Origin of the sequence: Mesorhizobium sp. M5C.F.Ca.IN.020.29.1.1, from assembly GCF_003997375.1 — a bacterium.
Classification (GTDB): Bacteria; Pseudomonadota; Alphaproteobacteria; order Rhizobiales; family Rhizobiaceae; genus Mesorhizobium; species Mesorhizobium wenxiniae.
Genome location: NZ_RZSW01000061.1, coordinates 1 through 18,230, shown reverse-complemented (window position 1 = coordinate 18,230; position 18,230 = coordinate 1). Strand labels below are relative to the sequence as shown.

At 63.1% G+C, this 18,230-nt stretch carries 14 protein-coding genes and 1 pseudogene; 7 read left to right on the top strand and 8 right to left on the bottom strand.

The features are described from left to right. The 7 genes from EOA85_RS07905 to EOA85_RS07875 all read right to left on the bottom strand — a co-directional run. Nucleotides 1–506 (bottom strand): aminotransferase class III-fold pyridoxal phosphate-dependent enzyme (locus EOA85_RS07905; RefSeq protein WP_127208981.1); only part of this gene is annotated, 506 nt, incomplete at its 3' end. A 23-nt stretch (nucleotides 507–529) separates the two neighbouring features. Next, on the bottom strand, nucleotides 530–1,537 hold the full coding sequence (locus tag EOA85_RS07900; RefSeq protein ID WP_127208980.1) for an NAD(P)-dependent oxidoreductase: 1,008 nt from the start codon (nucleotides 1,535–1,537) through the stop codon (nucleotides 530–532). Then, on the bottom strand, nucleotides 1,534–1,983 hold the full coding sequence (locus tag EOA85_RS07895) for an EamA family transporter (RefSeq protein WP_127208979.1): 450 nt from the start codon (nucleotides 1,981–1,983) through the stop codon (nucleotides 1,534–1,536). Before EOA85_RS07895 ends, EOA85_RS07900 begins: the two co-directional genes overlap by 4 nt. 121 nt (nucleotides 1,984–2,104) lie before the next feature. Continuing rightward, nucleotides 2,105–3,457, bottom strand: coding sequence for an FAD-binding oxidoreductase (locus tag EOA85_RS07890; protein WP_127208978.1), 1,353 nt, complete (start codon nucleotides 3,455–3,457; stop codon nucleotides 2,105–2,107). A 2-nt stretch (nucleotides 3,458–3,459) separates the two neighbouring features. Further along, nucleotides 3,460–4,893, bottom strand: a complete 1,434-nt coding sequence (locus EOA85_RS07885; protein WP_127208977.1) for a UbiA family prenyltransferase — start codon at nucleotides 4,891–4,893, stop codon at nucleotides 3,460–3,462. 262 nt (nucleotides 4,894–5,155) lie between these two features. After that, complete coding sequence (locus EOA85_RS07880) at nucleotides 5,156–5,419, bottom strand: hypothetical protein (protein WP_164759537.1); 264 nt, start codon at nucleotides 5,417–5,419, stop codon at nucleotides 5,156–5,158. A gap of 168 nt (nucleotides 5,420–5,587) precedes the next feature. Next, nucleotides 5,588–8,077: a mechanosensitive ion channel family protein gene (locus EOA85_RS07875; protein ID WP_127208975.1), complete on the bottom strand. Its 2,490-nt coding sequence runs from the start codon at nucleotides 8,075–8,077 to the stop codon at nucleotides 5,588–5,590. Between the two features lie 217 nt (nucleotides 8,078–8,294). Here EOA85_RS07875 and EOA85_RS07870 point away from each other — a divergent pair, with 217 nt between their 5' ends. The 4 genes and pseudogenes from EOA85_RS07870 (at nucleotide 8,295) to EOA85_RS07855 (ending at nucleotide 13,448) form a co-directional block, all read left to right on the top strand. Then, complete coding sequence (locus EOA85_RS07870) at nucleotides 8,295–9,554, top strand: sarcosine oxidase subunit beta (RefSeq protein WP_095518536.1); 1,260 nt, start codon at nucleotides 8,295–8,297, stop codon at nucleotides 9,552–9,554. Between the two features lie 11 nt (nucleotides 9,555–9,565). Continuing rightward, nucleotides 9,566–9,862 (top strand): sarcosine oxidase subunit delta, encoded by a 297-nt coding sequence (locus tag EOA85_RS07865; RefSeq protein WP_095518537.1) that lies wholly within the window; start codon nucleotides 9,566–9,568, stop codon nucleotides 9,860–9,862. Beyond that, a pseudogene (locus EOA85_RS07860) lies at nucleotides 9,859–12,853 on the top strand (sarcosine oxidase subunit alpha). The gene EOA85_RS07865 and the pseudogene EOA85_RS07860 overlap by 4 nt, the downstream one beginning before the upstream one ends. Continuing rightward, the gene (locus EOA85_RS07855) at nucleotides 12,846–13,448 is read left to right on the top strand and encodes a sarcosine oxidase subunit gamma (RefSeq protein WP_127208974.1); all 603 of its coding nucleotides are present in this window, start codon (nucleotides 12,846–12,848) and stop codon (nucleotides 13,446–13,448) included. Before EOA85_RS07860 ends, EOA85_RS07855 begins: the two are co-directional and overlap by 8 nt. 37 nt (nucleotides 13,449–13,485) lie before the next feature. Here the strand turns inward: EOA85_RS07855 and EOA85_RS07850 are convergent, their stop codons facing one another. Next, nucleotides 13,486–14,190 carry a nitroreductase gene (locus tag EOA85_RS07850; protein WP_127208973.1) on the bottom strand — a complete coding sequence of 235 codons (705 nt, stop codon included), beginning with the start codon at nucleotides 14,188–14,190 and terminating at the stop codon, nucleotides 13,486–13,488. A 303-nt stretch (nucleotides 14,191–14,493) separates the two neighbouring features. Here EOA85_RS07850 and EOA85_RS07845 point away from each other — a divergent pair, with 303 nt between their 5' ends. The 3 genes from EOA85_RS07845 to EOA85_RS07830 all read left to right on the top strand — a co-directional run. Then, nucleotides 14,494–15,087, top strand: coding sequence for an XRE family transcriptional regulator (locus EOA85_RS07845; protein ID WP_127208972.1), 594 nt, complete (start codon nucleotides 14,494–14,496; stop codon nucleotides 15,085–15,087). A gap of 98 nt (nucleotides 15,088–15,185) precedes the next feature. Then, nucleotides 15,186–17,639, top strand: coding sequence for an FAD-dependent oxidoreductase (locus EOA85_RS07835; protein ID WP_127208971.1), 2,454 nt, complete (start codon nucleotides 15,186–15,188; stop codon nucleotides 17,637–17,639). Then, a partial coding sequence (locus EOA85_RS07830) for a homocysteine S-methyltransferase family protein (protein ID WP_164759536.1) occupies nucleotides 17,636–18,230 on the top strand: 595 nt, incomplete at its 3' end. The genes EOA85_RS07835 and EOA85_RS07830, both read left to right, overlap by 4 nt.

The window sequence follows — 18,230 nt, the reverse complement described above, 5'->3', positions numbered from 1 at the left end:
GCGGCGCGCTCGGCGAGCTTCACGGCCGCCTCCATGGCTTCCGAGCCGGACGAGCCCAGAAAAACCATGTCGAGATCGCCGGGCGAGCATTTGGCGAGATTGTTCGCCAGGGCGGCCGCATATTGCGACATGAAAGCGATGGCGATCTCCTGCCGCTTCTCCTCCTGGAACTTCTTGCGCGCTTCGAGAAGGCGCGGATGGTTGTGGCCGAAGGCCAGCGAGCCGAAGCCGCCGAAGAAATCCAGGATCCTGCGGCCGTTCTGATCGATGTAGAACATGCCTTCGGCGAGCTCGATCTTGATCTTGTGGAAGCCGAGCAGCTTCATGAAATGCAGCTGGCCGGGATTGAGATGCGCCTTGAACAGGTCGGTCATGCGCGCGACGTCCATCGCCTTGGCCTGCTCGACGCTGATCAAATCGGGCTTGGCGGTGATGGCGGGCAAAAGCGCCGGCGCGCTGACCGTGGCGCGCGCAGTCGTGTGGTCTGGCTTCGTCATGACGGTCATCTCAAGGGTCTCCTGCTGGCCCATCACTCGGCGGGCACGTGTCTGGCGGCGACGGCGTGGCCGTCTTTCTTGGCGCGGTATTCGCTATAGGCGGCGATCAGCATGTCCTCGTCGCGATATTGCGGCACCCAGCCGAGTTGGCGTTCGGCCTTGGACACGTCGAGCACGCAGTCCTCGTCGGCGATCAGATACTGCTCCGGATCCATGATCGGCATGTTCAAGAGATCGAGCAGGTCGAGCGTGCGCTTGACTGCCCAGCCCGGTGTCGGGATCAGGATCGACTTCGACCCGGCATGCCTGATCAGATCGCCGAGCAGTTTCCTGACCGGCGGCGGGTTGAGCGAACCGAGATTATAGGCTTCATCAGGCACGCCGGCTCTCCAGGCGGCGCGCGCTGCCTCGGCGCAGTCGAACACCGAGATGAACTGATACGGGTTCTTGCCCGAGCCGATCATAGGCACCGGAAGATTCCAATCGATCAGCTTGAACAGTTTTTCGAGGATGCCGAGGCGGCCGGGACCGATGATCAGGCGCGGCCGAAACAGCGAGATCGACATGCCGCTTTTGCGCCATTCGGCGGCCAGCTCCTCGGTCTTCTGCTTCGACCAGCCATATTCGCCGAGCGGCGCGACCGGATGTTCCTCGGTCATCGGCTGCGTGATCGTATGGCCGTAGATCATGTCGGTCGTGTAATGGACGAGCTTGGGCGCGCCGGCTCTGTCCATCGCCTTTATGATGTGCTCGGTGCCGTGGAAGTTCACCGGGAAGAAGAACTGGTGGCGCTTGGCGCGCACCTGGATCGGCGACAGCATTTTCGCCGAAAGATTATAGACCATGTCGTCGGCCTTCAGCCCGACCGAAGCGACCGAGGCCGGATCGGTGACGTCGCACCTGACATATCGGACCGAACGGTAATGCGGCAGGTCGCTCTTGGCGATGTCGGCGACGACCACCTCCTCGCCGTCGGCCAGAAGTTTCGGGGCAAGGTGGCGGCCGACGAAACCGTCGCCGCCAAAGATCACATGTCTCATCGAACAATCCCGCTGGTGTGAATCTTGTCGGGGGAAAGGCCAGCCGTCTCGTCCTCGTGCTCTCGATCGCCCAAGTCCCGGCCACTTTGGGCGATCAGCACCGTGCCGACGCAGATGAAGGCGATGCCGGCGATGCGCCAGGCATTGAGGTTTTCGCGGAAGATGAAATAGGCGAAGATAGCAACGGCGACATAGGCGAGGCTGAGGAACGGATAGGCGAAGCTGAGCTCGACCTTGGACAGCACATAGAGGTGCGAAGCCATCGAGATGACGAAGGTGCACAGGCCGAAGAAAACCCACGGGCTGAAGACAATCTGCAACAGCTTCAGCAACGGATTGGTGCCCTCGAAGGAGATCGTACCGAGTGACATCATGCCCTGCTTCAGCATGAGCTGCGCAGCGGCGTTGGTCATGACCGTGAACAGAATGAAGACGATGTATTTCATGTTTATTCCGCCAGCCCTTCAGCCGTTCTATTACAAACCTGCAAACGCTTCATGAAGCACAAAACGTTTTAAGCAAATGTTGGTCTTATAGACCGTTAATCACGAACTGTTCTAATTTTATCTATTCTGCGGCTTCAGCGGTTTCGCGCCGAGCCTCGAGTTTTTTCGCCGTTCGCGCCCAGAAACTCGACATGAAGGCGGGATCGCGGATCGCTTCGAGGCGTTGCCATTCCGGAAAGGATGCGGCGAAAATGTCGGCGCCCATGCGGGCATCCTTGTAGGGATTGACCGCGCCACCGGCCGCGACCGTGATGTGGTCGAGCTCCTTCAGCAGCGCCAGCGTCCCCCGACCACGGTTGGAAAAATCCAGCGTCAGCGTGAAACCCGGTCGCGGGAACGACAGCAGTGCCGGCGAGCGGATTGAGCCGAAGCGCTTCAGGACCGTCAGGAACGAGCCCTGCCCCGCCCGTTTTGCCGCCGCAAGCAGCGCCGGCACCGCTCGGCGCGCGACGTCTCCCGGCACCACGCTCTGGTGCTGGAAAAGCCCGTTCGGTCCGTAGAGCCGGTTCCAGTTGCCAACGCCGTCGAGCGGAAAGAAAAAACCCTGGTAGCCGACCTGGCGCGGCGCGGTAGACCTGCCTTTCTTCCACCGGTAGGCGGCATTGAAGGCAGTCAGGAACGGCCGGTTGAGCACGTTGAACGGCGGCTGGAACTTCACCGAAAGGTTGCCGCCGGCACGAGAGGCCACATGGGAGCCATGCTCGGCGTGATTGCCGGTAAACAGCAGCCCGCGCCCACGGCCGTGGCCGCCGGCCAGCTGGTCGATCCATGCGACGACGTATTCGTTGGCTTGGTCGGCCGCTTCGGCAAGCTCGAAGAATTCGCCGAGGTCGCGGAACGGCGTCGCCGTCTCGACGATATCGAGGGATGGCACCCGCATCAGCCGGATCGATGCGGACAGGATCAGTCCGGTCAGCCCCATGCCGCCGATCGTCGCCGCAAACAGGCGTGCATTGTCGGTGGCCGAGCAGTAATGGGGCCGTCCATCCGATTTTAGCAGCGTGAACGATTCGACGTGGCAGCCGAAGGTGCCGCGCCGGTGATGGTTCTTGCCGTGAACGTCATTGGCGATGGCGCCGCCGAGCGTGACGACCTGCGTGCCTGGAACGACGGCCGGAAAGAAGCCGTATGGCGCTGCATGGGCGATGATGTCGGACAGAAGCACGCCGGCCTCGGCCTCGATCACGCCTGTCTCGGCATTGAAGGCGCGGATCCTGTTGAGCGGCCGCATGTCGACGACCATGCCGGCCTGGTTCTGGCAGGAATCGCCGTAGGAGCGGCCGTTGCCGTAGGCGAGCAAGGCATTTCTTGCCGCCTTGCCGCTCTTCAGCAGCGCAACAGCGTCGTCCGCCGGGATCACATCGAGTGCCGGCGGCGTGGCAAGACCGAAGCTCTGGAACCGCTGCTTCGCCACGCCTACCAGCCTCCGGCGACCAGGAACACGGCGCCGATGAGCACGACGATCTGGCTGCGCCAATCGCGGATGATGAAGACGACCGGATCGTCATGCATCTCGTCGCGGCGGGCGAGAATCCAGACACGGATGGTCAGGTACAGGACGATCGGCGCCAGGGGCCAGACTAGCCACGGGTGAGGATAGAGTTCGCGCACCGCAACACTGTCCATATAGAGTGCCAGCACCAGCGCCGAGGAAAAGGCCGAGGCCATGCCCGCCTGGGCGACGATCTCCTGGTCTTCGGTGCGGTAGCCGCGGCCGGCAATGCGTTCGCCGGCCGGAATCGCGGTCGTGCGCAGCTCGACAAAACGCTTCACCAGCGCCAGCGACAGGAAAAAGAAGATCGAGAAGGCCAGCAGCCAGAACGAGACGTCGACGCCGGTCGCCGCGGCGCCCGCCAGAACGCGGATCGTGTAGAGTCCGGCCAACGTCAGCACGTCGATCAGGAGCATGCGCTTGAACGACAGCGAATAGGCGGTGGTGATGACTATGTAGCCGCCGAGCACGCCGAGGAATTCGATAGGCAGCAGAAGCCCTGCACCAACGCCCATTGCAAGCAGCACCATCATCGAACCGAGGCCGAACGGGATCGACAGCGCGCCGCTGGCGAATGGCCGGTTGCGCTTGGTCAGGTGTTTGCGATCGAGCGCGAGATCAAAGAAATCGTTGAGGATGTAGATGGCGGAAGCGACTGCGCTGAACGATACGAAGGCCAGCAGGCATTCCCAGACCATGTCGGCGTTGAAGTATTCGTGCGACAGTACCATCGGCACCGCGATCAGCGAGTTCTTCAGCCACTGATGAACGCGCAGCATCTTGACGATGGTTCTGAACGTCGGCTTCGGCGCCGGCATCATTTCGGCACCGTGGGCGGCCTGCCATCGCGCAGCATGGCGGTCGGGCGCGACGACGATTGCCGCGCGCGCGGCGTCGAATACCCTAAGGTCGTGCCGGCTATTGCCGGCATAGTCGAAGCCGCCATCGCCATAGGCGGCGACAAGCGAGGCGCGCTTTCTGCCTGAGGTCATGTTGTGGGGGCCGTCGGTCGCCAGGACGCGATCGAATATCCCGAGATGTACGGCGATCGCCTCGGCCAATTTGCGCGGCGTACCGGTCGCCAGCACGATCTGGCGGCCCTCGCCATGTTCAATGCGAAGGCGCTGAAGCAGCGCCTCGCGGTAAGGCAGCGACGCAGGATCGATGTCGATGCGTTGAGCGATGGCCTGCTTCAACCGCGCCGGCCCGCCGGCGAGCCAGAACGGCACGAGGAAAAGATAGAGCGGATTCTTCTTGAGAAGGATGAACAGCCCTTCCCACAACAGGTCCGTCGCGATCAGCGTGCCGTCGAGATCGACAGCAAGCGGAATTGCGTTCCTGTCCGACCGCGCGTCCATTTTCCGTTGCCCTGCCTAAAAGCCCATGATCCCGAAAACCGATTTCTCGGAAAGGATCATGCACCATTCCAAAATCCGCGCCGTGCTTCGGCGTCTTCGGCCCGATATAACGGGGAACAGCGCAGCGAATGTTAAAACGCCCAGCCTGGCCTTGCTTGCGTGACGGTATTTCGCCCTTCATCGTTAAGTTTCGCTGACCCGAAACGATAAAAGGCCGGGGCATTGCCCGGCCTTCGAAAAATCGTCAACGTTTTTGACGCGGCTACTTGATACGGGCGACGCCGCCCGAGATTTCGATCGTTTCCGAACCGGTCAGAGCCTCGAGGTCGCCATTCGGCATGGTAACGAAACAGCCGGTCGGGCAGAATTCCGCGGTTTCGCCGGCGGCCAGCGCCAGCTCCGTCTTGCCACCGCCTTCGGTCACGACGAGTGTGCGGGTCTCGGCGTCCTTGTTGGTCGCGCTGGCGCCGAAGGCTGAACTGCCCACGGCAAGAAAAGCGATGGCGGCGACGAGAGACTTCCACATTTGCAATATCGGTGTTTCCACCGCCTCTGTTTGCATTTCGCAAGGCATTCTCGCCCTTTGCATGTGAGCTTATATGAGATGCAAGCTGAACGGCAACTGAATGCCGCATTCATGCCGCAATTGCTTTCGCTGTTCGAAAGCCGGTGATACCTGGATATCAATATTACCCTAATCGGGATCCGGCTTGCGGGTCTTGCGCCCGGATCTGGACAGGCGTTTCGTCTCGGCCGCGGCTTCGGCCGCCGCGCGCTCCTTCTCGGCGAATTCAGCCTCGATCTGGTCATCGTCGATCGGCCATGCGTCATGCTTTTTGGTCTCGACGACGGCGCGCGGCGCCGACGGAATTTCGATATGCTGATCCGCGAACTCATCGAGGACGGCAAACCGGATGTCGTTCTGTACGATGTTGCCATTCATGACGTCGGCCAGGAACACACGGATTTCGAATTCGAGAGCGGCCGGCCCGAAATTGGTGAACAGCACGAAGGGTTCGGGATTCTTCAGCACCAGCGGATGGCCGCGCGCAATCTCCAAAAGGACGGCATGGACCTGCTTGACGTCGCTGCCGTAGGCGACGCCGACCTTGATGTCGATGCGACCGAGCTTGTTGCGGTGCGTCCAGTTGCCGACGGCATTGTTGATCAGGTTTGAATTGGGCAGGATCACCGACTGCCGCTGGAACGTCTCGATCTCGGTAGCGCGCACACTGATCTTCTTGACCGTGCCGCTGATGTCACCGGCGACGATCCAGTCGCCGACCTTGAACGGCCGCTCAGCCAAAAGAATCAGACCGGAGACGAAGTTGGAGACGACATTCTGCAGGCCAAAGCCGATACCGAGGGACAGGGCGCCGGCGACAAGCGCCAGATTGGAGAGATCGATGCCCGCCGCCGAGACGCCGACGAGTGCTGCGAGCGCCACGCCGGCATAGCCGACCGCCAGCCGGATTGAGTTTCGCACACCGGTGTCGACTTTGCCGCGCGCCATCACCGAGCCGTCGAGCCAGCCCTGGAACCAGCGCGTCAGGAAATAGCCGATAATGAAGACAATGATGCCGGTCAGGATTCCGGTCACCGAGATCGTCACCGAGCCGATGGTGAGGCCCGTCGCCAGCTTATAGCCCCAGGCCTGGATGTCGCCGGGCTGGAAGCCCCACGTCAACAGGATCAGCGGCAGGAACACCAGCACGATCATCAGGTTTATGGCGACGCTGACGACCAGGCCGAGCTGGTCGAGCGCGGACTCCTCATAGCTGGAATTGGTCGATAGCCAGCGCCCGATCGACGTGTTGGCAAAGCCGCCTTCCTCGCTGATCGCCCGCGCCGACAGGAAGCCGATATAGGCGGTGACCAGAATGGTTCCGGTGACCACGACTTGCAGCGAGACGAAGATGGCGAGGCCGATATAGCCGAGCAGCGCCGTGGCGATGGTGAAAACGCCGAGCGCGACAGCCGTGTAGCGCAGCCACACCGGCCAGGGGCGCCAGCTTCCGTCGGGTGCCTTGAACGGTTTCAGCAGCCCCATCAGGATCAGGATGACGCCGACGATGATGGTGGCGACAAAACTTCTGGCGATGGTCAGCGACAGCGGCGAGCCCATCTTGTCGTTGACGACCGACAGGAAATTGTTGACGCCGATCACCACCGCCATGGCGGTCGTCAGCCGCACCAGCCAGCGTGCCGGACCCGTTTCAACGGGTATGAGCCGCCAGTTCGGCAGCCGCGGCTCCAGCGCCGCATTGGTCAGCCGGTTGACGCAGAACACCACCGCGATGACGGCGACCAGCGCATTCAGGAAAACGCCAATGTCGCCGCGCAACACGTTGTAGTAGTTGAAAAAGAACACGGTCGAGACGAGAAAGACGCCGACCGCCAGCGTCGGCAGCAATGTCGACCAGAACGCCACCGACAGCCGGCTGAGATAGGACGGATCCTCGACGGAAGGGTCTGCTTCGAAGACACGTCCGAACAGACGCCGCCCACCGACAAAAAGCACTGCCGCCAGGGAGAGCGCCGTCAAGGTCGCGGCCAGCACGGCCTGGAACTTGAACTTGAAGGCGAAGGTCAGCCAGGACGACACCGCCTTGTAGAAGCCGGTAAATTCACCGTTGGCATCGGAAATGACCTCAGGGCTCAGAGCGTCGGACAGCACGTAGCGCTTAGTGAGCAGATTGCGAAACAGCTCGCTGCGCATATTGGCGATCTTGTCGATGAGGCCGCTGATGCGGATCGACAGGTTTTGCGCCGTGGCGATGACAGCATTGATCTCGGCCTTTTGGGACGCCAGCGCCTGGCGTTCGCTGGTCACGATGTCGGGTTCGGGCGGCTGGCCCGCGGCCGGCGGCACCCCGAGCTGATCGAGCCTTGCGTTGATCTCCGAAAGTCGCGGGCGGAAGGCAAGCGCGCTGTTCAGCGCACCTCGCGACATTTCCTCGAGCTGCAGGCGGATATCGACAAGGCTGGCGTCGTCGGCACCGTCCTCCTGGATTTTCTTTTCGAGATTGTCGGTCCTCGTCGTCAGATCCTGCAGGATTTTCTGCTGGTCGGCGACCACCCCGGACGCAGCATGGTCAAGCCCCTGCGCCGCCGCATCAAGCGAAAGCGGCGCCGAGGCAACGATCGCCAGGACCAGAACGAAGCGGAGCAGTCGGAAAAGCATGATCGTTTGGCGACTCACAGGCGGTAAGGCGTTCTAAAGCTCGTCCTTGATAAAGACGCTCATACCGGGGAGCAAGCCGTCCGCTCTGTCCGGCGGTCTCGGCGTCGGCCAGTCGAAAAGCGATGGCGCAATATTGGCTTTGCGGCAGCGGCCTGCTCTATAGTGTGCCCCATCGCCCAAAACGGATGACAAAAAGCGAGAACGGATAACAAAAAGAATGGCGGAATATTCGGTCTTTTCGCTTCTCAAAAACGCGCTGACCGGCAACAAGGACTGGAAGCCGGCCTGGCGCAAACCGGACCCTAAGGCGTCCTATGACGTGATTGTCATCGGCGGCGGCGGCCATGGCCTGTCGACCGCCTATTATCTCGCCAAGGAGCACGGCATCACCAATGTCGCCGTGCTGGAGAAGGGCTGGCTCGGATCCGGCAATGTCGGCCGCAACACGACGGCCGTGCGCTCCAACTATCTGCTACCGGCCAACACGCGCTTCTACGAACATTCGATGAAGCTGTGGGAGAACCTCTCGCACGACCTCAACTACAACGTCATGTTCTCGCAGCGCGGCTGCCTCAACCTCGCGCATACACCCGCCCAGCTCGACGATTTTGCCCGCCGCGGCAACGCCATGCGCCATCTCGGCGTCGACGCCGAACTGATGACCACGGCCGAGATCGCACGCCTGGTGCCGGCGCTGGACGTCTCCGCCACGGCGCGCTTCCCAATCGTCGGCGGCCTGATGCAGCGGCGCGCCGGCACCGCCCGCCACGATGCCGTCGCCTGGGGCTATGCGCGCGGCGCCGACCGTCGCGGCGTCGACATCATCGAGAATTGCGAGGTCACCGGCTTCCTGCGCGACGGCGACCGCATATCAGGCGTCTCGACGTCGCGCGGAGAGATCCGCGCCAAGAAAGTGGCGGTCGCGGTGGCCGGCAGCACCGGGCAAGTCATGCGGCTCGCCGGCATCGATACCATGCCGATCGAGAGCCATGTGCTGCAGGCCTTCGTGACGGAATCGCTGAAGCCGTTCATCAACACGGTTCTGACTTTCGGCATGGGCCATTTCTACATGTCGCAGTCCGACAAGGGCGGGCTTGTCTATGGCGGCGACCTCGACGGCTATAACAGCTACGCCCAGCGCGGCAGTTTGCCTGTTGTCGACGAGGTGATGAGCGAGATGCTGGCACTGTTTCCGGGTCTCGCCCGCGTCCGCATGCTGCGCTCATGGGGCGGCGTCTGCGACATGTCGATGGATGGTTCGCCGATCATCACCACCGGTCCGCTGCCGGGCATGTATCTCAACTGCGGCTGGTGCTACGGCGGTTTCAAGGCGACGCCGGCCTCCGGCTGGTGCTTTGCCTGGACCATCGCCAAGGACGAGCCGCACGACTTTAACGCCCCCTTCACGCTCGACCGTTTCCATCGCGGCCTTGTGATCGACGACAAGGGCCAGGGCGCAACGCCTAGGCTGCATTAGGTAGGACATCGATGCTCATCACCTGCCCCTATTGCGGCCCGCGCGACGTCATCGAGTTCACCTATCAGGGCGATGGCAACCGCGAGCGCCCTCAGCCTGCCTCCCAAAACCTCGATGCCTGGAACGCCTATGTCTACAACAGGTTGAACCCGGCGGGCGACCACAACGAGATCTGGCAACATTCCGGCGGCTGCCGCGCCCACCTCAGGGTCGTGCGCAACACGCTGACACACGAGGTCTCCAGCGTCGCCTTCGCGCGCGGCGACCACAAATCCGCCGCGCGCCACAAGGCGGAGGGCAAGCCATGAGCCCGCGCCGCACCGATGCCGGCGGCCGGATCGACCGCCTGCGAACCATCCGGTTCACCTTCGACGGCGCGCCCTACACCGGTCATGCCGGCGACACGCTTGCCTCGGCGCTGCTGGCCAACGGTGTCACCCTGTTCGGGCGCTCGTTCAAATATCACCGCCCGCGCGGCGTGCTGACATCAGGCGTCGAAGAGCCGAACGCCCTGGTGACGGTGCTGCGGGGCGAGGTTCGCGAGCCCAACATTGCCGCGACCATGGTCGAGATCTATGACGGGCTGACCGCCGTCAGCCAGAACCGCTTTCCATCGCTGTCCTGGGATCTCAGCGCCGCCAACCAGTTCGGCGGCAAGCTTCTGTCTGCCGGCTTCTATTATAAGACCTTCATGGGACCTGCGATCGGCCCGCTGAAAGGCACGCGTTTCTGGATGTTATGCGAGCATTTCATCCGCCGCGCCGCCGGTCTCGGCCGTGCTGGGATCGCTGCCGACACGGCGCGCTATGAGCGCATGAACGCTTTCTGCGATGTGCTGGTGGTCGGCTCCGGTCCGGCCGGGCTGATGGCTGCCAGGGCCGCCGCCGATCAGGGCGCGCGTGTCATCCTCAGCGAGCTCGAACCGCATTTCGGCGGCTCGGCCAACTGGTCGGGCGAGACGATCGACGGCATGCCGGCCGCCGACTGGGCAGCGCGAGCCGCCGGCCAGCTCGAAGGCTATGACAATGTCCGCCTGCTGCCGCGCACCACGGTCTGGGGCTACTACGATGGCAACACGCTCGCCGCGCTCGAACGGGTCACCGATCATAAGGAGAGGCCCGGCAAGGGCGAACCGCGCCATCGCTACTGGACCATCCGCGCCAAATCGGTGGTGCTGGCCACCGGCTCCTTCGAGCGGCCGCTGGTGTTTCCCGGGTAACGACCGGCCGGGTGTGATGCTGGCGAATGCCGCCGAGCGCTACGCCAACGAGTACGGCGTGCTGCCGGGCAACAGGATCGCGCTCTTCACCAACAATGACAGCGCCTATCGCTCCGCGCTTGCGCTGAAGAAGGCCGGTGCGGCGATCGTCGCCATCGTCGACGTGCGGCCGGAGCTTTCGAGCGAGATGCGCGAGCTCGCCGACGAAGTGGAGGCCAAGAACCTTTCCGCTCACGCCGTGGTCGCCACCGAAGGCGGCAAGGGGTTGTCCGGCATCAAGGTGCAGCGCTTCGACATGGTCAACGGCGCGCTCGCCGGCGATCGGCGCAGCATTCAAGCCGACTGCCTGCTGATGTCGGGAGGCTGGTCGCCGACCATCCATCTGGCCAGCCAGGCCGGCGCCAAGGCGGAATGGAATGCCGCCAGACAAGCCTTCCTACCACCGAACGCGACGCAGCGATGGATTGGCGCCGGCGCCTTCACCGGCAGCTTTTCCACCGCCGAGGCAATCGCCGAAGGCCGCGCCGCCGGCCTTTCCGCGGCGGGTGGAACGGGCACGCCAGCGGCCTTGCCGGTCGTCGAAGCCGCACCCGGCGATCCCGATCCGGCGCCGGTGTTCGAAATCAAGGCTGATGGAAAAAGCTTCGTCGATTTCCAGCACGATGTGACCGCGGAGGATGTGCGGCTGGCGCATCGCGAGGGCTTCATCTCGGTCGAGCACCTGAAGCGCTACACCACGCTCGGCATGGCGACCGACCAGGGCAAGAGCTCCAACATACCGGGCCTGGCCATCATGGCCGAAGCATTGGGCAAGCCGATCCCCGAAGTCGGCACGACACGTTTTCGCCCACCCTTTTCGGCGGTGTCGATCGGCTCGCTCGCCGCCGAACGGTTCGGTGATCTGAGGCCCGAGCGGCTGACGCCGATGCATGACTGGCACATCGCCAACGGCGCAACCATGTATTCGGCCGGCCTCTGGTATCGCCCGATGATCTACGGCCACGCCGGCGAAACGATCGAGCAGGCCTATGTACGCGAAGCTAAGGCGACGCGCGAGAGCGCCGGCATCGTCGACGTCTCGACGCTGGGCAAGATCGCCGTGCAGGGTCCGGACGCGGCGGAATTCCTCGACCGGGTCTACACCAACATGTTCTCGACGCTGGCCGTCGGCAAGGCCCGCTACGGGCTGATGCTGCGCGAGGACGGCCTCGCCTTCGACGACGGCACGACATGGCGGCTCGGCGAACAGGACTTCTTGATGACCACCACCACCGCCAATGCCGGCAAGGTGATGCAGCACCTGGAATATTTCCTCGACGTCATCTGGCCGGAGCTGAAGGTCCACGTCACCTCGGTGACCGACCAATGGGCGGGTGCGGCGATCGGCGGGCCAAAAGCGCGAGCCATTCTTGCTGCTTGCGTAACCGGCACTGCCGTCGACAACGCCGCACTGCCCTTCATGGGCATCGTGCATGGCAAGATATCAGGCGTGTCGGTGATGATCTGCCGGCTTTCCTTCTCCGGCGAAATGGCCTTCGAAGTTTACTCCGGCGCAGGCTACGGCACCCATGTCTGGGAAGCGTTGATCGAAGCCGGCAAGCCGTTCGGACTGGTGACTTACGGGCTTGAGGCGCTGGGCACGATGCGCATCGAGAAAGGCCACGTCACCGGCGCCGAGATCGACGGCCGCACCACGGCGCGCGACCTGCATCTCGACTGGATGCTGTCCAAGAAGAAGCCCTTCATCGGCTCGGCGATGATGGATCGCGAGGGCCTGATCGCACCCGGCCGTCTGGAACTCGTCGGGCTGATTTCGCTCGACAACCAGCCGCTCAACGGCGGCGCGCATATCGTCGAGGCGCTTGACGAAGCCAATCCGCACGATTCCATCGGCCACATCACCGCTTGCTGCTATTCGCCGGCCCTCGGCAAGTACATCGCGCTCGCTTTGGTCAAGGACGGCAAGGCACGGCGCGGCACGCGCGCCCATATCTCCGATCCCCTGCGCAACCGGTTCGGCCCGGTCGAGATCGTCTCCAACCACTTCTTTGATCCGGACGGGAGCCGCATGCATGGTTGAGCGCCAATCACCGCTTGAGCCGGCACCGCTTGAGCCGGAACTGCGCACCGGCTCGCACGGCGATTTCGAACACGGCATCGATGTCATCCTCTCCGAAACCAGGCCGGGGTCGATCCTGCAGCTCGCTGCCTGGCCGGGCCAGGAGAAGGAGTTGATCGCCGGTATCCGCACCGTGACCGGCCTTGCTCTGCCCGATGGCGCCGGCGCCGGCAGCACCGACGGCGTGAGATCGGTGTTCGGTTTCGCGCCAGGAAAATTCACGGTGGTCGACGACGCCGAGGGCCTGGTGTCGGGCTTTGCCGGTGTCGTGACGCCGGCGATCGGCACGGTGACCGACCTGTCGCATGGCCGCACCGCAATCCGCATCGCCGGACCGAAGGCCGAATGGGTGCTGGCGAAATTCTTCGCCATCGACTTCGCGCTGCCGGCCTTTCCGGTCGGTGCCGGCCGTTCGACCATGCATCATGACGTCTTCGCCCAGATCCAGCGCACCGGCGCCGACCAGTTCGACATCTATGTATTCCGGTCGTTTGCGCGCTCGTTCTGGAAGGCGCTCTGTCACGCCAGTGAGGAAGTCGGTTACGAAGTGCAGTAGACCGAGACGGCGCGTCGTCGCCTCACTTGGCGCCATCTCATTTGGCGAACGTCACCCACTCTTCCAGCGGCGCGCGGTCGGTGCGGAACTCGTTTTCGGGCTTGGACGTGTCTTCATGGCCGAGCGCCATGCCGCAGACGACGATCTCCTCGTCTGGAATGTTGAGCACCGGCCTGATCTGCTTGTGATAGGGTGCAAAGGCGGCCTGCGGGCAAGTGTGCAGGCCCCTGCCCCGTGCCGCCACCATGATATTCTGCAGGAACATGCCGTAATCGATCCACGACCCCTTGTTCAGCCGCCGGTCGACGGTGAAGATCATGCCGACCGGCGCGTCGAAGAAGACGAAGTTGCGGTCGTGCTGCGCGCGCATCCTGTCCACCTCACGCCGGCCGATGCCGAGAACGCTGTAGAGGCCGAAGCCATTGGCCCGCCGCCGGGTGAGATAGGGTTCGAAGAACTGGTCGGGATAGTAGCGATACTCGTCCCACTCGGCCTTTTCGGCACGGATGCCGGAGTTGAGGATGGCATTGGTGATCCGCTGCTTGACCTCGCCCTTGGTCACGTAGACCCGCCAGGGCTGCATGTTGGTGCCTGAAGGGGCGCGCGCGGCAACGGTGAGAATGGCGCGGATCGTCTCGTCGTCGACCATGTCGGGCAGAAAGGCCCGCACCGAGCGGCGCGAGGTGATCGCCTCGTCGACGATCGCCGCATCATCTCTAATCTTAGTCCTGTTTTCCAGCATCGGCGTCCTTTGCGCCTGACCCGGAAACCGGAATCGATTCCGGAAAGGATCATGCGCCGTCCAGAAAATGAAAGAGCACCATTGCGGGTCCAATTTGACGCGTGGCGCTCTATCGTAAGCCTCGACCGGACGCCCTCACTCGCCGTTCGTGGCCGAGCCTTTGCCTGAACTGCCAAAATGGCGCAAGCAATTCTTGTGGCCCTGTGAAAATCCTCTTGATTTTTTCACGAACCTGACGTCTCATGAAATTTGCCCCGACTTTTTCACGAATGGGATTTCTCACCAAGAAATTCATCAAGAGAAATGGCTTTGCCCTCGACCGCTGTCAGATCGGAGCAGGAAAACCGCGAACGGCTGCTGGCCGGCGATATCAGGGCGCTGCGCAGGGCGCGCGGTCTGACGCTTGCCGAGATCGGCCTGAAGCTCGGCCGCTCCGTCGGCTGGGTCAGTCAGGTCGAGCGCGGCCTGTCGATACCATCGCTGAGCGATCTCAGAGCCTTTGCGGAATTGTTCGGCGTGCCGGTCAGCCTGTTCTTCAGCCACGACGTGCCTGTGGAGAGCGAGCGCGGCGTGGTCGTGCGCGCCGGTAGCCGCCGCACGCTTGGTACAAGCGATTCCGGATTGGTGGAGGAGCTTCTGTCGCCCGATCTCGGCGGTAGCTTCGAAATGCTGCGTTCGGTCTTCGCGCCGGGTGCTGAACTGAAGACCGAAGCGCGCCGGCCGACGGAGGAAGCCGGGTATGTTGCTTCCGGCAGCTTCGACATCGAGATATCAGGCGTCTGGCACCGGCTTGGCGAAGGCGACTCCTTTCGCTTCGACGGCAAGCCGTTCCGCTGGCGCAATCCTGGAGCGGAGCCGGCGGTAGTCATCTGGGTGGTTTCGCCACCTGTTTACTGAATGCATGTCCCCCAAAAGTGTGCAGCGGTTTTGGGATAACGACATGCATCAAAACAGAAATAAGCGCGCTGGACCGCGCTTTAGGTTTGGAGAAAAACATGGCCGGTTTGCCGATCACGGCACGTGTGGTGATCATCGGAGGCGGTGTCGTCGGCTCCTCCTCGCTCTACCATCTCGCCAAGGCGGGCTGGACCGACTGCGTGCTCCTGGAAAAGAATGAGCTCACCTCCGGCTCGACCTGGCATGCGGCCGGCAACGTGCCGACCTTCTCCTCGTCATGGTCGCTGATGAACATGCAGCGCTATTCGACGGAGCTCTATCGCGGGCTGGCCGACGCGGTTGGCTATCCCATGAACTACCACGTCACCGGTTCGCTCAGGCTGGCCCATACGGCCGAGCGCATGCAGGAGTTCGAGCGCGCCAAGGGCATGGGCCGCTACCAGGGCATGGACATCGACGTGATCGGGCTCGACGAGATCAAGCGCCGCTACCCTTTCATCGAAACGCATGAGCTGAAGGGCGCGCTCTACGATCCGAACGATGGCGACATCGACCCGGCGCAGCTGACCCAGGCGCTGGCCAAGGGCGCCCGCGACCTGGGTGCGAAGATCATTCGCTTCTGTCCGGTCACCGGCGTGCGCCGCGAGAACGACGAGTGGGTGGTCGAGACCGCGCAAGGCGAAATCCGCTGCGAGGTGGTCGTCAACGCCGCCGGTTACCGTGCGGCCGAAGTCGGAAAGATGTTCGGCCGCGACGTGCCTATGATGGTGATGAGCCATCAATATATCCTGTTCGAGGAAATCCCCGAACTGGCCGCATGGTCGAAGGAGCAAGGCAAGAAACTGCCGCTGCTGCGCGACGTCGACACCTCCTATTACCTGCGCCAGGAAAAGAACGGCATGAATCTCGGCCCCTATGAGCGCAATTGCCGTGCGCATTGGGTCGGTCACAACGACCCGATGCCAGACGATTTTTCTTTCCAGCTGTTCCCCGACGATCTCGACCGGCTGGAGGACTATCTGGCCGATGCCGTCGCCCGCGTGCCGATCCTTGGCACCGCCGGTCTGTCCAAGGTCATCAACGGCCCGATCCCCTACGCACCGGACGGCAATCCGCTGATCGGGCCGATGCCCGGCGTGCCCAACGCCTTCGAGGCCTGCGTCTTCACCTTCGGCATCGCCCAGGGCGGCGGCGCCGGCAAGGTGCTGGCCGAATGGGTGACTGAGGGCCAGACCGAGTGGGACATGTGGTCCTGCGATCCGCGCCGCTTCACCAGCTTTGCCTCGGCCCCGGATTACTGCGTCGCCAAGGGCCTGGAAATCTACGGCAACGAATACGCCATTCAGTTTCCGCGCCATGCATGGCCAGCTGGGCGCGACCGCAAACTGTCGCCGATCCATGATCGCATCAAGGCGCTCGGCGCCCAGTTCGACGCCTATAATGGCTGGGAGCGCGCCACCTGGTACGCGCAAGCCGGCGACGATGTTTCGGAAGCCGCGACGCTGACCTTCCGTCGCGACGGGCCATGGCAGCATCGCGTCCGCGAAGAATGCCTCGCCGTGCGCGACGCCGCCGGAATTTTGGACCTGCCCGGCTTTTCCCGCTTCAACCTCGACGGCCCTGGCGCTGCGGAATGGCTGAGCCAGCAGGTTACGGGGCTGGTGCCGAAACCCGGCCGCATCGGCCTGGTCTATTTTGCCGACGACAAGGGCCGCATCGTGACCGAAATGTCGGTGGTGCGCCACGATGAGAATTTGATGACGCTGATCACCGCCGCGGTGGCGCAGTGGCACGATTTCGAGTGGCTGAAATGGCGCATGCCGAAGGACGCTTCATTCAAGCTGGTCGACCGGACCGAGGAATACTCCACGCAGATCCTCGCCGGGCCCAATTCGCGAAAAATCCTCGCCGATGTCTGCGCCGCCGACCTTGCTCTGCCCTGGCTGACGCACCAGGAGACGACGGTCGCCGGCCGTTGGGCAAGGCTGGTGCGCGTGTCCTTCGCCGGCGAACTCGGCTGGGAAATCCACACCAAGGTCGACGCCACCGCCGCCGTCTTCGACGCTGTCTGGGCGGCCGGCCAGAAGCACGGCCTGACGCCGTTCGGCATGTACGCGCTGGATTCGCTGCGGCTCGAAAAAGGCTATCGCGCCTGGAAAGGCGACCTGTCGACCGACTATTCGATCCTGCAGGGTGGGTTGGAGCGTTTCGTCAGATGGGACAAGCCCGACTTCCGCAGCAAGGCAGCGCTTCAGAACGAGAAGCAGCAGGGCGTCAAGAAACGCTTGGTCACGCTGATCATCGAAAACCCCGGCGACTGCGATGCGCCTACCATGTCGACGCTGTGGCATGACGGCCGGATAGTCGGCGAGACGACGTCCGGCGGCTGGGGTCATCGTATCGACAAATCGATCGCGCTCGGCATGCTGCGGGCCGATCTCACTGAGCCGGGAACTACGGTCGAGGTCGAGATCTTCGGCGAGCGCTTCAAAGCGATCGTGCAGAAGGACGAACCGCTGTGGGATCCAAAGAACGAGAGGTTGCGCGCGTGAATACGGTTATCCTCACTGACGGCGGCATGGGTCAGGAACTGGTACGCCGCAGCAAGTCCGATCCCACCCCGCTATGGTCGGCCAGGGTGCTGATCGACGAACCGGACCTGGTGCGCGACCTGCATGCGGAGTTCATCCGGGCCGGCGCCCGTGTCATCACCATCAACACCTATTCGGCAACGCCCGAACGGCTGGCGCGGGAGGGCGCGGAAGAGCTGTTCAAGCCGCTGCAGAAGCGCGGCATGGAACTGGCAAGGCAAGCTCGCGACCAGGCCGGCGACGCGGCAATCGCCGGCTGCCTGTCGCCCCTGTTCGGCAGCTACGCGCCGGCACTGACGATATCCTTCCAGGATACGCTCGACATCTACCGCCGCATCGTTGCCGAGCAGGCTGACGGCGTCGATCTGTTCCTGTGCGAAACCATGGCGTCGGCCGAGGAGGCGCGCGCGGCTGTCACCGCGGCGTCGGAAAGCGGCAAACCGGTGTGGGTGTCTTGGACACTTGCCGATCACGGCGCACCACGACTGCGCAGCGGCGAAGCCATTGCGGCTGCGTCGAGCGCTCTCAACGGGCTGCCGGTCGCAGCTAGAC

Coding starts and splice junctions, on each gene's coding strand:
- EOA85_RS07900 (WP_127208980.1), bottom strand. CDS start 1,537: ATGAGACATGTGATCTTTGGCGGCGACGGTTTCGTCGGCCGCCACCTT.
- EOA85_RS07885 (WP_127208977.1), bottom strand. CDS start 4,893: ATGGACGCGCGGTCGGACAGGAACGCAATTCCGCTTGCTGTCGATCTC.
- EOA85_RS07870 (WP_095518536.1), top strand. CDS start 8,295: ATGGCGGAATATTCGGTCTTTTCGCTTCTCAAAAACGCGCTGACCGGC.
- EOA85_RS07845 (WP_127208972.1), top strand. CDS start 14,494: ATGGCTTTGCCCTCGACCGCTGTCAGATCGGAGCAGGAAAACCGCGAA.
- EOA85_RS07875 (WP_127208975.1), bottom strand. CDS start 8,077: ATGCTTTTCCGACTGCTCCGCTTCGTTCTGGTCCTGGCGATCGTTGCC.
- EOA85_RS07850 (WP_127208973.1), bottom strand. CDS start 14,190: ATGCTGGAAAACAGGACTAAGATTAGAGATGATGCGGCGATCGTCGAC.
- EOA85_RS07880 (WP_164759537.1), bottom strand. CDS start 5,419: ATGTGGAAGTCTCTCGTCGCCGCCATCGCTTTTCTTGCCGTGGGCAGT.
- EOA85_RS07835 (WP_127208971.1), top strand. CDS start 15,186: ATGGCCGGTTTGCCGATCACGGCACGTGTGGTGATCATCGGAGGCGGT.
- EOA85_RS07855 (WP_127208974.1), top strand. CDS start 12,846: ATGGTTGAGCGCCAATCACCGCTTGAGCCGGCACCGCTTGAGCCGGAA.
- EOA85_RS07895 (WP_127208979.1), bottom strand. CDS start 1,983: ATGAAATACATCGTCTTCATTCTGTTCACGGTCATGACCAACGCCGCT.
- EOA85_RS07865 (WP_095518537.1), top strand. CDS start 9,566: ATGCTCATCACCTGCCCCTATTGCGGCCCGCGCGACGTCATCGAGTTC.